General features: G+C 63.4%; 12 protein-coding genes. 8 read left to right on the forward strand and 4 right to left on the reverse strand.

Translation table 11 applies throughout. From position 1 onward, the window contains the following. The 5 genes from NED98_RS00005 to NED98_RS00025 form a co-directional block, all read left to right on the forward strand. Positions 1–1,353 (forward strand): SRPBCC family protein (locus NED98_RS00005; protein ID WP_265311332.1); only part of this gene is annotated, 1,353 nt, incomplete at its 5' end. A 282-nt stretch (positions 1,354–1,635) separates the two neighbouring features. Beyond that, positions 1,636–2,025 (forward strand): hypothetical protein, encoded by a 390-nt coding sequence (locus tag NED98_RS00010; protein ID WP_265311333.1) that lies wholly within the window; start codon positions 1,636–1,638, stop codon positions 2,023–2,025. A gap of 340 nt (positions 2,026–2,365) precedes the next feature. After that, positions 2,366–4,762: a TonB-dependent receptor gene (locus NED98_RS00015; RefSeq protein WP_265311334.1), complete on the forward strand. Its 2,397-nt coding sequence runs from the start codon at positions 2,366–2,368 to the stop codon at positions 4,760–4,762. 14 nt (positions 4,763–4,776) lie between these two features. Further along, positions 4,777–6,036 carry a metallophosphoesterase gene (locus tag NED98_RS00020; protein ID WP_265311335.1) on the forward strand — a complete coding sequence of 420 codons (1,260 nt, stop codon included), beginning with the start codon at positions 4,777–4,779 and terminating at the stop codon, positions 6,034–6,036. A 70-nt stretch (positions 6,037–6,106) separates the two neighbouring features. Next, entirely contained in the window at positions 6,107–6,691 is a 585-nt protein-coding gene (locus tag NED98_RS00025) for a TetR/AcrR family transcriptional regulator (protein ID WP_265311336.1), read from the forward strand. Between the two features lie 227 nt (positions 6,692–6,918). On the opposite strand, the gene NED98_RS00030 is transcribed toward NED98_RS00025, so the two are convergent. After that, the gene (locus NED98_RS00030; RefSeq protein ID WP_265311337.1) at positions 6,919–7,140 is read right to left on the reverse strand and encodes a hypothetical protein; all 222 of its coding nucleotides are present in this window, start codon (positions 7,138–7,140) and stop codon (positions 6,919–6,921) included. Between the two features lie 286 nt (positions 7,141–7,426). Between NED98_RS00030 and NED98_RS00035 the strand changes: the two genes are divergently transcribed. After that, on the forward strand, positions 7,427–7,960 hold the full coding sequence (locus NED98_RS00035; RefSeq protein WP_265311338.1) for a MarR family winged helix-turn-helix transcriptional regulator: 534 nt from the start codon (positions 7,427–7,429) through the stop codon (positions 7,958–7,960). Between the two features lie 253 nt (positions 7,961–8,213). On the opposite strand, the gene NED98_RS00040 is transcribed toward NED98_RS00035, so the two are convergent. Genes NED98_RS00040 through NED98_RS00050 form a run of 3 tightly spaced genes read right to left on the reverse strand, consistent with a single transcriptional unit; the run spans position 8,214 to position 11,948 of the window. Continuing rightward, positions 8,214–8,663 (reverse strand): hypothetical protein, encoded by a 450-nt coding sequence (locus NED98_RS00040; RefSeq protein ID WP_265311339.1) that lies wholly within the window; start codon positions 8,661–8,663, stop codon positions 8,214–8,216. Positions 8,664–8,677: 14 nt separating this feature from the next. Beyond that, on the reverse strand, positions 8,678–9,649 hold the full coding sequence (locus NED98_RS00045; protein WP_265311340.1) for an MBL fold metallo-hydrolase: 972 nt from the start codon (positions 9,647–9,649) through the stop codon (positions 8,678–8,680). Positions 9,650–9,662: 13 nt separating this feature from the next. Beyond that, positions 9,663–11,948, reverse strand: coding sequence for a TonB-dependent receptor (locus NED98_RS00050; RefSeq protein WP_265311341.1), 2,286 nt, complete (start codon positions 11,946–11,948; stop codon positions 9,663–9,665). 133 nt (positions 11,949–12,081) lie between these two features. Between NED98_RS00050 and NED98_RS00055 the strand changes: the two genes are divergently transcribed. Both NED98_RS00055 and NED98_RS00060 read left to right on the forward strand, forming a co-directional pair. Next, on the forward strand, positions 12,082–12,993 hold the full coding sequence (locus tag NED98_RS00055) for a LysR family transcriptional regulator (protein ID WP_265311342.1): 912 nt from the start codon (positions 12,082–12,084) through the stop codon (positions 12,991–12,993). Between the two features lie 102 nt (positions 12,994–13,095). Further along, on the forward strand, positions 13,096–14,211 hold the full coding sequence (locus tag NED98_RS00060; RefSeq protein ID WP_265311343.1) for an FAD-dependent oxidoreductase: 1,116 nt from the start codon (positions 13,096–13,098) through the stop codon (positions 14,209–14,211). Positions 14,212–14,213: the final 2 nt, after the last annotated feature.

Here is a 14,213-nt window from a genome sequence, read left to right on the forward strand (position 1 = left end):
ATGGCACCCTTCAAAGCCTTCGCCGGCGAGACCGGCCCGCTCCGCTACGCGCTCGCGGCGTCATTGCTCCTGCTGGCGCAACCCCTTTCAGTGATGTTGATATTTCACATTGCGGGCTGGCCGCTGGCAAATGACGCAAGCTTCTGGTTCTTGCCGCTCCGTCGCCTCGCACTCGTGCGCACACTGTCGGCGACGCAGGCAGCAATCGCCTTCGCGCTCGGCCTGACTGTTACCGGAACGTTGGCCGTTCTCTCGTTTCGCCGGGCTCAATGGTCCCGCGTCGGATATGTCTTCGCGGCGCTGACGATCGTGCCCGGCGTGCAGATTGTCGCGGCGGCCATCCTCGCCTTGCTGCCGCGCAACGAAGTCCAGCCTGATCCCAAATCCGGCTTCGCGATCGCCCATATCATCCAGGGCCTCGTCGCGGGCGTCGCGATCATCGTGCTGGCCGTGCTGGTTTCGGCGCTGAGCTTCGGCGCCTATGGCTGGAGCCTGTTCGTGATGACCCCGCTTCTGGTCGGGGTCACGACTGGCTATCTTGCCAATCGGCGGCATGAACTGAGCGCGGGTTCAACTGCAATGATCGTGCTGGCCGCGGCTGTGCTGGGAACCGCGTCGCTCATCCTGTTCGCGCTTGAGGGGCTGGTCTGCATCCTGATGGCCTCGCCGCTCGGCGTGCTCGCCGCGCTCCTTGGCGGCGCGATAGGGCGAGCGGCCGCCAGAGCCGGCCAGTCCGGCAACAGGCCGCTGTTGGGCCTTGCTCTTCTTCCCGGACTTTTTGCGCTGGAGGGTGCGATGCCGCCCTCGGTGCCGATCGAAACCCACGCCGCGATCGACATCGCCGCGCCGCCGTCCGCGGTGTGGGCCGCCTTGATCGACGCTGCTCCCATCACGGGCGGTCCCGGCCTGGTCGGCGTTACCGGCCTTGCCTATCCCGTCCGTGGTCGCCTGCTCGGCACCGGTGTTGGCGCAATCCGGCTGGGCGACTTCTCGACGGGCACCGCGCGCGAGCAGGTGGTCGAATGGCAGCCGGATCATCGGCTTGCTTTCAGGGTCCTTCATCAACCGCCCGCGATGGAAGAGATGAGCCCCTATCGCCACGTCCATGCGCCGCATGTGAACGGCTACTTCACCACAGGAGAGACGCGCTTCTCGCTAATCGCGCTTGCCGGCCGGCGCACGCGGCTTGTTGTCGCTGCCGCCCATCGCCTGCGGATCGATCCGGCGCTCTACTGGGAGCCGCTGGCGCGGCTGGCGATAAGGCTCAACGTGTCGCGGGTGCTCGATGACATTCGCGTCAAGGCAGAGCTTTCGCCATTGCGCGGCCATCGTAAAGCCGCCGGATATTCGTGACCGGACCTGGGTGGCTGCACGATTTCAGAAAGGCGGCTCAGCGGTCAACGGCTCAAGAAAGCGGCCAGACGCCTGTCGGGTAAGCTGCCCGGCCGTTGTCGCCCCAATGACGGCCATTCGTGAAATCGATTGGCTTGCCCCGAACCAGCCGTTCGTTCAAGTTCGCGGGATGAGGCAATATGCGAAACTCACTCGTACAATTATCGGGCCATTGCTGGCAGTTGTGATCCTTGTCGCGGTTTTCGGTGGGATTGCTCTGCTCGCATTGAGCGATGTGTAGGCGTGCGCAAAATTAGACCATTTGCCCTAGGAGTCGGCGTCTTTGCGAGCGGCATTGTCCTCGGGCTTGCTGCCGCGCTTTACTGGACCACGGCGCGACCTCCGTCGTCTCTTACCAAGGACTTACCCGGCGGTTGGAACGACGCTTCTTCTCAGTTCGACGCGCGCATTCGAAGACGTTTTCCCATTGGCACTTCCGCCCAAAAGCTGATCGATGGGCTCGGGGCGGAGGGCTTTCAACCTACGTGGTTCGAGGCGGCCGGCGAATATGGAGCAAAGCGTGACGAGGGCAGCTTCGTCTGCAAGGTCGCCGCGCGAGTATTTTGGCGGCTGGATCAAAATGGTGTGGTGTCGGCTATTCGTGGAACCTACCATGAGGAAGGCTGTCTCTAGCTCTTTCGAAAGAGTCGTCTGCTTCTGGCTGGCCGCTGCCCGTAAGCCGCCAGGCCACAAACACCCAGACCAAGCCGCTCGCGGGCATAAAACTGGTCGCCAGTACCAGACGGGCGGGTTCACGAGGCGCTTGAGGATGACACTGCTGACCGCGGTCCTGACAGTTGAGCGGACGTGAATGTCGCGGCGGCAAGCGCGGTTTCTCGAACGCGTCGCGCGGCATTGGTTAGATCTCGAATAAGTTCCTGCGTGACGCCGATCCTTCATCGAGCCGACCGCAAACTGTCACCCGCCAGAATTACGAGGCACGCGCGACTCGTTATTCACTTAGGAGGCAGTCTTGATCCCGCAACGCGCGTTACGCTCGGCTTGGTTCGTCCGTCATCGATGGCAGAGGGGCGCGGCGCTTGCGCTGGTGCTCACCGCCGCCGCCGCGCCCGCCGCGGCGGCAGTAGCCGATCCCGCGCCGCCCCCTGCCCCGCCCCTCGCTCCCGATCCGGCGCTGGCGGACGGCGGCGATCAGGTCGTCGTCACTGCACGCAAGACGAGCGAGAAATTGCAGGACGTGCCGGTCGCGATCACCGCGATCAGCGGCGCCGATCTCGCGCGCAACGATCACGTCCGGCTGGAGGATTTGAACCAGCTCGTCCCCAGCGCCAATGTCGTCGTCACCAACGGGCATCAGACGAGCATTTCAATCCGCGGCGTGGGCAACAATCCGGGCAGCGACGGGCTGGAGAATAGCGCCGGTGTGTTCCTCGACGGCGTCTATCTCGGACGGCCGGGGATGGCTGCGACCGACCTGATCGATATCAAGCAGATCGAGGTATTGCGCGGGCCGCAGGGCACGCTGTTCGGCAAGAACACCACCGCGGGCCTCGTCAACATCACCACCGAATTGCCGAGCTTCACCACCGAATTCAAAGGCCAGGCGAGCTACGGCAATTTCAATTATCAGCAATATCAGGCATCGTTGAGCGGGCCGGTCAGCGATACTCTGGCGGTGCGCGTCACCGGTTATCGCACAACGCGCGACGGTATCGTCGACAATATCACGACGGGCAGGAAAACCAGCGACCTCGGCCGCGCCGGCGCGCGGGTGCAATTCCTGTGGAAGCCGACGAGCAACCTCTCTGTCCGCCTGATCGGCGAATATGGCAGCGAGCAGCAGAGCAGCGGCGCCGTCTCGATCATCCCGACCTGGGGGATCACCCCCAATCTCATCAAGGCCAAGCTCGCCGCGACCGGCGGGACGATCGCGGTCGATCCGCGCGGCCGCACCACCGCGGTCGACGGCCCGACCGATACCGGCACGCGGCAGGGTGCCGGATCGGCGCAGATCGACTGGGAATTGGGCGGCGGCTTCAAGCTGACCTCGATCACCGCGTTCCGTTACTGGCAATATGATTCCAATTCGGACACCGAAGGCAGCAGCGCCGACGTAATGTACGGCGGCTACCATATTCAGGATCGCCAGTGGACCGAGGAGCTTCGCCTTGCCCTGCCGCGGATCGGGCGGGTCGATGCAGTGGTCGGCTTTTATTATTTCAATCAATATGTCGAGACCAACCAGCACTTGAATTACGGCAAGGATGCGGCGGCGTGGCTCTCGGGCATCCCCAACGCGTTGCTGCCGGTCTATGCGCAATATTCGCCCGCGCTGGCGGGGTTACTCGCCTATAACCGGACGCGGTGGAACACCTATGCCGACCCGCTGACCCACAGCATCGCGGCGTTCGGGCAGGCGAACTGGCATGTCACCCCGATGTGGAACATCACCGCCGGCATCCGCCAGACGCACGAGACGAAGCGCGAGCAGGTCTATCGCCCGACGCCGGTAAGCAGCGTCACCGGTCTGCCGGTCGCGGCGCTCGCCGGTCAGGCGGCAGGGCCGATCCGCGCCGAAATCTCCAATTCGGCGCCGTCGTTCCTGATCAGCAGCGACTATCATCCGACCCCGGGGCTGATGCTCTATGCGCTGGTGTCGCGCGGGCAGAAGGCGGGCGGGCTCAACACCACCTTGCCGCCGAGCGGGCTCGGTGCCGATGCGCTCAAGGTCGAGCCCGAGGTCGCAACCAATTACGAAGCCGGCATCAAGAGCGACCTGTTCGCGCATCGTGTCCAGCTCAACCTCAGCCTGTTCCGCACCGATATCCGCAATTATCAGGCGAACGTGCTGCAGGAGGTGAACGGCCAGGTCGTCCAGCTCCTCACCAACGCCGGCGCGGCGCGGACGCAGGGCGTCGAGGCGGAAGCGACCTTGCAGCCGGTGACCGGGCTCTCGCTCCACGGCTATGCCGCCTATAATGACGCGACCTATCGCTCGTATCGCAACGGCCCCTGCCCGATCGGCGTCGCTGCGCCGACCTGCGACCTTTCGGGCAAGCCGATCGCCGGCGCGCCGAAATGGACGCTCGGCGCGAACGGGTCATACGAGCACGATATCGGGGGGCGGCTCATCGGCTATGCCTCGGCCGAATATTCATGGCGCTCGCATTTCTACGGCTCGCTCGACGATTCACCGATGACGCTGACCGGCGGCTATGGCCTGCTCAACCTGCGGCTCGGCATCCGTTCGAAGGATCGTCTGTGGGATCTTTCGGTGTGGGGTCGCAACGTCACCAACGCCGCTTATGCCACCAATTACTTCAATTACGGCTCGGTGCTGCCCGGCACCTATGTTGCCTTTTTCGGCGACCCCGCGACCTACGGCGCCACGTTGCGCTTCAATTTCTGACGGAGACCGATCCCATGAAACGCACTCTTGCCCTGCTCGCCGCGACCGCCTTGTTTTCCGCTCCGGCGGTGGCGAAGGAAACCAGTTTCACGATCGCCGCGATCCCCGACACGCAGAATTACATCGATTATACCCACCAGACCGCCGAGGGCTTCAAGTTCGATGCGAACGCGATGTTCCTCGAACAGATGCGGTTCATCGCCGATCACGCCAGGTCGAACGGCGGCGATATCGCCTTCGTCACTGCATTGGGCGACGTGTGGCAGCATCAGACCAAGCATATCGACCCCGAGCATGAAGCGCGCGGGTTCAAATGGGTGCCCAATCCGATCATGGACACGATGTTCGCCCCGACGCAGAAGGTGACGACGGTGGAAATCCCCACCGCGCGCAAGGGCTATGAGCTGATCGCCGGCAAGGTGCCGCTATCGGTCGTGCCGGGCAATCACGACCACGACGCGATGTGGACCGACGCCAACCACCCCGCCGCGCCGGTGTTCAAGGACATGTCGAGCCTCGGCATGCTCCACGCCGGCGGGCTCGACAATTTCCGCTCGCTGTTCGGCGCGGATCAGCCCTTGTTCAAGGGCAGGCCCTGGTATGTCGCGAGCCACGACGGCGGTGCGGACAGCGCGCAGATCTTCACCGCCGGCGGCTATACCTTCCTTCACATCGGCTTGCGTTTCGACGCGCCCAATGCCTCGCTCGAATGGGCGGCGAAGGTGATCGCCGAGCACCCCGGCCTCCCGACGATCATCTCGACCCACGATTATCTCACCAACGACGGCGAGCGCGTGCCCAATCCGATCATCGACAATCACGCGGTCGATCCCGATGACAACACCCCGCAGATGATGTGGGACAAGCTCATCAGCCAGCACGATCAGGTCTTCCTCGTGCTATGCGGGCATGAACACGGCCAGGCGCTGCGCGTCGACGACAATCGCGCGGGCAACAAGGTGTGGCAGGTGCTCGCCGACTATCAGGATCGTCGCCAGACCGCGATCGACGCCGGCGCGAAGCTCCAGCGGGGTGAAGGGATCGGCGACGGCTGGATGCGGCTGATGAAGTTCGAGATGGCCGGCGATACCCCCAGGATCCACGTCCAGACCTATTCGACGCATTACAAGCAGCAGAGCAAGGACACGCCGCAATATGCCGCGTGGTACAAGGCCGCCGAGAAGCCCAGGCTCAGCGACGAGCAATTTCACGGTCAGGACGATTATACGATCGAGCTGACCGGCTTCCGCAAGCGCTTCGGCCCCGGCCGCTGACGCTTTCGATTTGACCAGCGCGGCCCCGGGCGGGAGGATCGGCCGGGGCTGCGAATGATAAAGGGAGACGATGGAGAGAGAGGGTGCAACGCGAGGCCGGGGTCGCCCGCGCCTTGCCGCGATCGACGACGCGATCCACGCCGCGACCTGGGACGTGATCGCGCGCGCCGGCTATACCGGGCTGACATTCGAGGCGGTGGCGGAGGCGGCGGGATGCACCCGCATGTCGCTCTATCGCAGGTTCTCATCCAAGGCCGAGCTGGTCGGCGCGACGATGTTCGCGATGTCGCGCGCGGTCGAGCCGGTCATCCCCGACGATATCGCCCCGCTCGATGCGCTGATGATGCACGCGCAGGCGACCGTCGACTATCTCTCGGGCGATCGCGGCACGGCGATCCTCAGCCTGATCTCCGCCAGCGCGCGTTCACCTGAATTGCGTGCGATTAGCGAGGAATATGAGCGCGGCGAACGCGAATATTTCCTGGAGCTGTTCCGTGAGATGTTCCCAGACGCGGACGAGGAACGGCGGCACTTCGCATTCGATTCCTATATCGGGCTGATGCTGCAGCATGTCGTCATCCGCCGCACGCCGATCACGCCGGAGAAGCTGCGCATCATCATCGACAGCGTGTTGAAATTGCTCGCGCCTGCCTGAGCGGCCGTCAGCTTGATCCAAGCGCCTGCGCGACCTGCATCGGATCGAAACAGGGCCGCTCGCAGATGACCTTGTCGCCGCCCGGCGGGAATTCGAATGACGCAGTGAATCGGATTCCAACCCTGTCCCTTAACGCTCGTTGAGTTCGCGGGATTATTTGCGCCGATCGGCGTCCAATGTCGAGGCCGGTTCACAGCGATCGCCGACACGGTTGGTTCTAGAGGCTATTATGAACCGGCGACGATATCGGCGGCCTGCTTCATCACGATGGGCATCGGACGCCGGTCGAAAAGCCATTGCGCGATCAGCTCGGAGCGAACCTTGCGACATCGGGCTTCGGTTCCGATCCCAACCGCGCCGCGGCATTTATCCCTGGCAACGACGCGCCGCCCGAGCTTTTCCTTGGACTCAGTGCCGCAACGCTTACGGCCGACGGGGTGGCGACGCACCGCCAGCCGACCGTTGCCCGCCTGAAGGGTCTGATCCGGTCGAGGCGGGCGATACCAAAAAGGTTGGGATCCCAAGAGCAATGATCTTGGACCTCGCCAGCCGGAGTTTTTAATCAAGTCCAAGCAGCGGCGATTATCTTGCTCAGCTTCCGCAAGAACGCCCTGTCACGGTTCGCGCCTCTTCTTCTCCATTTCGGAAGGCGCGGACCGGCCATTTTTAGATCGAGGCTTGCGCCCGAACGTCCCTCCCCGGGGCGATGGCGGGAGCATGCGGAAAGGACTGGTGATGAACCGCCTTGTTATTCGGCGAACCGATGGCGAACAACACGGCGCGACCGTGGTGCCTCGCGAGGCCGGACGCTGCACACAATTGTCGCTCGGTCGCCTGCTCCGCCGGGCGAACCGTATCGTGCAGTCGACGGTCGAGGCCCGCTTCGGGGCGGCCGACCTCAACTTCACGCAATGGATCGTTCTGGATCTCATCGAGGGTGCCGGGTCGCTAACGGTCAGCGATCTTGCCGTGTCGATGGAGATTACTTCGGGCGCGCTCAGCCGGGTCGTGGACGGCCTTGTCGCCCGTGGCCTCGTCGAGCGGCATCGCGGCATGATCGACCGCCGGGTGGTGGTGCTTCACCTCACCGAAGCGGGATATGCCAAATTCGAGGCGATCCAGCCGCTTGCAGCGCTGCGCTGGGAGGAGGTTCTGACCACCCTTTCCGCTGAGCAAGCTCGGCGCCTCTGCGAACTCCTCGGCAAATCCGTGGAATCGGCGGAGCGCACTGCCGCTGCCACCCGCCATCGTTCATTCCCAAGGATCTAGCCTTGGGTTGGTGGGGCGCCATTTCAATGCTGATTCACAGTCCTGATCCGCGCCGATCAGGATCCCAAAAATCCCCGGGTTCTTGGGAGGTAGCGATCATTCACGGCGAAATCCTGAGGGTCCCCATTTCCGCGCCGGCCCATACATGTCGATGCGGTACTCAAATTGGGTCCCATGCTGCGAGTTTTGCTGATGGGCACGGTGACAGCGTCAAAGATGCCGCCGTTGGGTTTCAATCGTGCCTGGACGAGCGTCAGCGGATTTCCGCGAGCGCTTGTCGCAGCATCATTGGCGTCACGATCGCCGCCAACATCGCACCAAAGGCCGCTTTGAACAGCAACGTCCCAGCAAAATTCAGTCCGGCGGGAGCGTACAGCCAAAGCAGCAAAGCGCACAGCGACGCCCCCAGCAACGACGCCACGACCGCAACACAGATCGCACGTGTTGCCAGCGATCGCGGCCAAAGCGCGCGCGGCAGGACGATCGCCGCGATCGCGCCCGCGGCGACCCGCCGGCGCGTCAACAGCGTTGGCACGATCGTGCTCATCAGCGCGATCATGAAACTTTGCGGAACGGCGTCGCGCACCAGCCGGGGCAAGGCGATATGCGCCTCGCCGCCAAAGGCTAGAAAGACGAAAGCGACGCTGATCGCGGCATTGATCGCAACGCTGATCGCGGTTTCCAGAATGATATAGCGCCGCATCGCCGCCATCTCCGTCAGAAACGCTCGAGGTCGCTGGCGATGGTCGCCGGCCCGTCGAACCCGCGATGGATGGCGGCGAGATAACCCGCCTCCGCCGCGGGCGTGGAAGTCCCCACGAAATGCGTGACGACGACCCGCTTGACACCCGCACGGGCTGCAAGCTCACCGACCTGATCCGGGGTCAGGTGATGCGTGCTGAGATGCTGGACCATGCCGGCAAGCGCGCCCGCGGGCATGTCCGGCGCGTTGCGCCGGACATTGGCGACGGTGGCGTCGACGTCGATCATTTCGCTGACCAGCAGATCCGCACAGCGCGCGAGCTGTTCGACTGCGCTGCTCGGGCCGGTATCGCCGGTATAGACGATCGAGCGACCTGCGGTGTCGAAACGGAACGACAGCGATCGGTAGCGCACATCCTCGGCGCTGCCCGGCGCGAAGCTGTAATGCGTATTCTGCGCCGCCTTCACCGTCATCGCATCGACCCGGATCGTCTCGCCGCCGCCCAGCTCGATCACCTTCACCGTCGTTTCGGGGGCCACGCTGCGCTGGCCGGGGATGCCATAGCTCGCCTCGGCGGCTGGCTGCATCGAGGCGATCAGCCCGTCGACCATGCGCTTCGTGCCCGGCGGCCCGTAAATGGTGACGAGGCTGCTGCCCCCCGCCTGATAACGCAGCCCGAGAAACCCGGCTAGGCCGCCGGTATGGTCGAAATGCAGATGGCTCAGGAAGACGGTATCGACCGCCAGCAAAGATATCCCTGCCCGCGCCAGTTGATCGGCGACGCCATCACCCGCATCGACCAGATAGGGCCGGCTGTGATCAATGAGCACATTGGACGGCTGGTGGCGCGTCGGGCTGGGAATCGGCCCGCCCATCGTCCCCAAAGTAACGAAGCTTGCGCTGCGCGCGGATTGCGCCGCGCAGGGGCCGACGCCCCCGGCAAGCAGCAATGCCGCGACCGGCAGAAAACGGATTGCGCTGATCATCGTTCCGCCCGCCTTAGAATTTCACGCCCGCGCGAATGCCATAAGTCCGCGGCGGGCGGAGCTGATTGTAGAAGGTGCCGGCCTTGGCCGGGCTTTGATTGGTGTTGGAGAAAACCAGCTTGTCCTCGATATTGCTGACGAAGCCGGTCAGGCTGAACGCGCCCGAGGCGGTTTCATAGCTGATGTGCGCGTTCGACATCATATAGCCCTTCTGCCGGCCGACCTCGACGAAATCGATCGACAGATAGCGCGAGGATTCGACGCGGGTATCGGCGCCGACCCTGATCTTGCCGCTCTTACCCATGTCGAATGTATGTTCATAGGCGGCATTGAGCGCCCAGCGCGGTGCATTGACCAAGGGTCGCCCTGAGCAATTGACGTTGTAGATCTTCGCAGCGGGAGTCGCGCCGGTCAGCGCGGTGACGGTCGCAGGACAGCCGACCACTGGGGCGACCCCGGTCACCGAATAGAATTGATAGTTGAGCGTATCATATTTGCTGTGGAGATATTGAAGGTTCGCGGAGAACAGATCGTCGTGCGTCGGCTGGAACAACAGCTCGGCTTCCGCGCCGTAAATCGTCGCCGCACCGGCATTTTCGGTGACGTAGATCGGGCCATAGATCGGCCCTGCCGGTGTGGCCGCCACCTGCGCCGGCGCGAGGTGCGAGATTTGCTGATCCTTATAATCCCAATAGAAGGCCTCGATATTCAGCTGAAGTTTGTTTTCAAGGAACCGGTTCTTCGACCCGATGGTATAAGCGGTGATCAGCTCGGGCCGGGAATAATTGTCGCCGGTCGCCGCATAGAGAATACCCGATTTGAAGCCGGTCGAAACCGATGCATAGAGCAACGAATGCGGTCCGGCGTCATATTCGACTCCCGCCTTCCACGTCGCCCTGTTGAAATCGACGTTGCTGCGCGGATAGGAGACGATATCGGCGATGATCGGCACGAGCGGGAACACATTAGGCACGAAGCCGACGAACGGCAGCGTGTGCGCCTCGGTCACCTGCTGCTTGTTGTCGCTGGTGTAGCGCAGGCCGCCGGTCAATCGGAAAGTGTCGGTCAGCGAATAGGTGAGCTGGCCGAACGCCGCGACGCTGCGGGTGTGCAGTCTTGAATTGATGACCGTGCCGTTGCTGCCCTGATCGTAGCGCTGCCGCGCCAGCACATCCTCGACGAAATAATAAGCGCCGACGACCCAGTTGAGCGGCCCGGACTTGTTGGCGAGCCGCGTCTCGATCGACATCTGATCCGAATTCTCGCGGTCGGCGATCTTGAAGCCCGAGGTATAGCTCAGGAAATCGAGGTCGGTCTTGCGATAGGCGGGGATGACCGTCAGCTCGGCAAAGCCGAGATTGGCGTTGATCGTCGCCGAAGCGCCGAAGAAGTGATTGTTCTGATAGCCGTCGCCCTTGGCGGTGATCTGCGGGACCGGCGCGGTCGGGATGCGCGCGTAATAAGCGGCGAGCACCGCCGGATCGCTCGACCCGAGCCGGTTCTTACCGTCGAGCAGCGGCATGATCGTGCCCCCCGGCCCCTTCCCCCCGACATCGGCATAATCGATCGAAAGCAGCGCATTGAAGCCGCCCCCGGTGTCGAATTTGAGCTGGCCGCGAACCGCCTTGGTATCCTCGTCGTCATAGCCGTCGCTGAAATAACCGTCGTGCTTGGCATATTGGCCGGAAAAGCGGAACGCGGCATTGTCGCCGATCGGTACATTGACCGCACCCGACGCCTTCACCGCATTGTAATTGCCATATTCCGCGGTGGCGTTGCCGCCCAGCACGCCGAGCTGCGGCTTGGCGGTGATCACGTTGAGCGCGCCGCCCGAGGCATTGCGCCCGTAAAGCGTGCCCTGCGGCCCCTTCAACACCTCGATCCGCTCGAGATCGTAGAACAGCCCGGCGGGTGCTGCGGGGCGTGACAGATAGACGCCGTCGAGATTGAACGCGACGCCCTGTTCGGCAAAGGCGTTCGAACCAAAAGTGCCGACCCCGCGCAGATAGATTTGCGTGAAGGCCGCCGCCGGCGCGACCTGGAGCGAGGGCACGACGCGCGTCAGATCGGTCGCCTGGGTGATGCTTTGCTTGACCAGCGCATCGCCCGCGACCGCGCTGACCGCCAGCGCAGCCTTTTGCAGGTTCTCCTCGCGGCGCTGCGCGGTGACAATGATATCCTGAAGCCCCTGCCCGTCGCCTGCAGCGGGCGCCGACGCGCTATCCTGCGCGAACGCCGGCATCGCCGGGGCAAGCGCGATCAACGCCACCGAGGCGGACAAAATGCGAGACGATTTCATGTACTTCCTCCCCTGCCGGCCTGCTCGTAGGATGCGGCCGTCGCTTGTCGTGAGTTATCCTGCGGCGGAAGTTATTATAAGAAAAATCATTTGTTCTGATTGAATATCAATCACCGCATGAATAGCATGCGCCATGCGTTTCAAGGGACTCGATCTCAATCTGCTGATGGCGCTCGACGTGCTCATCGAGGAGCGTAACGTCTCGCGCGCCGCCGAGCGGCTTCATCTTAGCCAGCCGGCGATGAGCGCGGCGTTGCGGCGGCTGCGCGAATATTTCAACGATCCGATTCTCGCCGCGCACGGCAAAAAGATGATCCCGACCGCGCACGCGCTGCGGCTGCGCGCGATGGTCGCCGATCTTTTGACCGGCGTCGAAGAGATGGTTGCCGTCTCGACACGCTTCGATCCCGCGATCTCGCATCGCAGGTTCCGGATCGGCACGTCGGACTATCTGACGACGGTGCTGTTTACCCGTGTTATTCCGCAGATGCAGCGTGTCGCGCCGCGCGTCACCATAGAGCTGATCCAACCGTCCGAGATATTGCTTCCGGCGCTCGATCGGGGCGACCTCGATCTGATCATCACGCCAGCCGAGCATCTTTCTCCCGATCATCCAGCCGAATTATTGTTCGAAGAACGCCATGTGGTCGCCGGCTGGAGCGAAAATCCGCTGGTCCGGGCGCCGCTTGCCGAAGAGGATTTTCTGTCCGCCGGGCATGTTGCGGTCGAGATAGGACGGCTGCGCCCCACGTCATTTGCCGAGACTTTCCTTCGTGCGCTGGGCAAGGAACGGCGGATCGAGGTACTGGTCTCCTCCTTCTCGGTCGCGCCCGAGATGCTGATCGGCACCAACCGGCTGGCGGTGATGCATGAGCGGCTCGCGCGTACCTATGCGGCGCGTATTCCGCTCACTTATGTCGAGATGCCGTTCGACTTCCCGGTCATGCGCGAAATGCTGCAATATAACCGCACGCGCGCCGACGATGCCGGGCTGCGTTGGCTGGTCGAACAGATCAAACAGGCCGCCGACCATACATCGAATTGATGATTTTCTATAAGAACAGTCATTTTTACAGATACAAAATGACGATCTAACCTCATCGCCAACGACCCGATCGATCGGGTGACCTGGCCTTGGGGTGGATGCGTGCAGCAGCTCAATATTCTGGTGATCGGCGGCGGAATCGGCGGCCTCACAGCGGCGATCGCCTTGCGCCGCGCGGGGTTCTCGGTCGACATCATCGAGAAGGACCCTGACTGGTCGGTCTATGGCGTCGGCATCATCCAGCAATCGAATGTTATCCGCGCGATGGCCGATCTCGGACTGATCGAGGATTATATCGGTGCCGGGTTCGGCTTCGATCATGTCGAGGTATTCCTGCCGACCGGCGCGCGCGTCGCGACCGTCCCTTCGCCGCGGCTGGTCGAGGGCTATCCCGCCAATGTCGGGATCGCCCGGCCCGCGCTGCACAAGGTGCTGGGCGACCGCGCGCTGATGGCCGGCGCCGCGATCCGGCTCGGCGTTGTTGCGACGGGGCTCCGGGATGAAGGGACAAATGTCCACGTCCGCTTTTCCGACGGCAGCGAGGGGCGCTACGATATCGTGATCGGCGCGGACGGGCTTTACTCGCAGGTCCGCGAGTCCGTCATCGAACCTGCGCCCAGACCAGCGTTCGTCGGCCAGAGCGTGTGGCGCTACAATTTCGCGCGGCCCGACGATGTCGTCGCGCTCTGCGCTTATGACGGCGCGGTGGGCGTCGGGCTTGTGCCGCTCTCCGAGCGCATGATGTATATGTATGTCACGACACCCGAGCCGGGGAACCCGCGCTATCCGCGCGCCGGGCTGGCCGCGGCGATGCGCAGCAAGCTCGCCGGCCAACCGCCACGCATCGCTGCGCTGGCGGAGCAGATCATCGACGATGCCGCGGTGGTCTACAAGCCGCTCGAATGGATGCTGGTCGAGGGTGACTGGCACAAGGGACGTATCGTCCTCCTCGGCGATGCGATCCACGCGACGACCCCGCATCTCGGGCAGGGGGCCGGCATGGCGATCGAAGACGGCATCGTTCTGGCCGAGGAATTGGCGCGCCACGCCACCCCCGAGGCCGCTTTCGCCGCCTATCGCGCGCGCCGGTTCGATCGCTGCAAATATATCGTCGAGGCATCGAAGGCGATCAGCTTCGGTCAGACCGGCCAGGGGCCCAGGGTCGACCAGGCGCGAGCAACGCATGAGATGTTCGCCGTCAGCGCGCTGGCGATTTGATC

The sequence above is a fragment of the Sphingomonas lycopersici genome (genome assembly GCF_026130605.1).
Classification (GTDB): Bacteria; Pseudomonadota; Alphaproteobacteria; order Sphingomonadales; family Sphingomonadaceae; genus Sphingomonas; species Sphingomonas lycopersici.

Bases quoted from the DNA above. Each gene is read 5' to 3' on its own strand.
- NED98_RS00050 (WP_265311341.1), bottom strand. From the start codon at position 11,948: ATGAAATCGTCTCGCATTTTGTCCGCCTCGGTGGCGTTGATCGCGCTT.
- NED98_RS00035 (WP_265311338.1), top strand. From the start codon at position 7,427: ATGAACCGCCTTGTTATTCGGCGAACCGATGGCGAACAACACGGCGCG.
- NED98_RS00045 (WP_265311340.1), bottom strand. From the start codon at position 9,649: ATGATCAGCGCAATCCGTTTTCTGCCGGTCGCGGCATTGCTGCTTGCC.
- NED98_RS00025 (WP_265311336.1), top strand. From the start codon at position 6,107: ATGGAGAGAGAGGGTGCAACGCGAGGCCGGGGTCGCCCGCGCCTTGCC.
- NED98_RS00040 (WP_265311339.1), bottom strand. From the start codon at position 8,663: ATGCGGCGCTATATCATTCTGGAAACCGCGATCAGCGTTGCGATCAAT.
- NED98_RS00020 (WP_265311335.1), top strand. From the start codon at position 4,777: ATGAAACGCACTCTTGCCCTGCTCGCCGCGACCGCCTTGTTTTCCGCT.
- NED98_RS00055 (WP_265311342.1), top strand. From the start codon at position 12,082: ATGCGTTTCAAGGGACTCGATCTCAATCTGCTGATGGCGCTCGACGTG.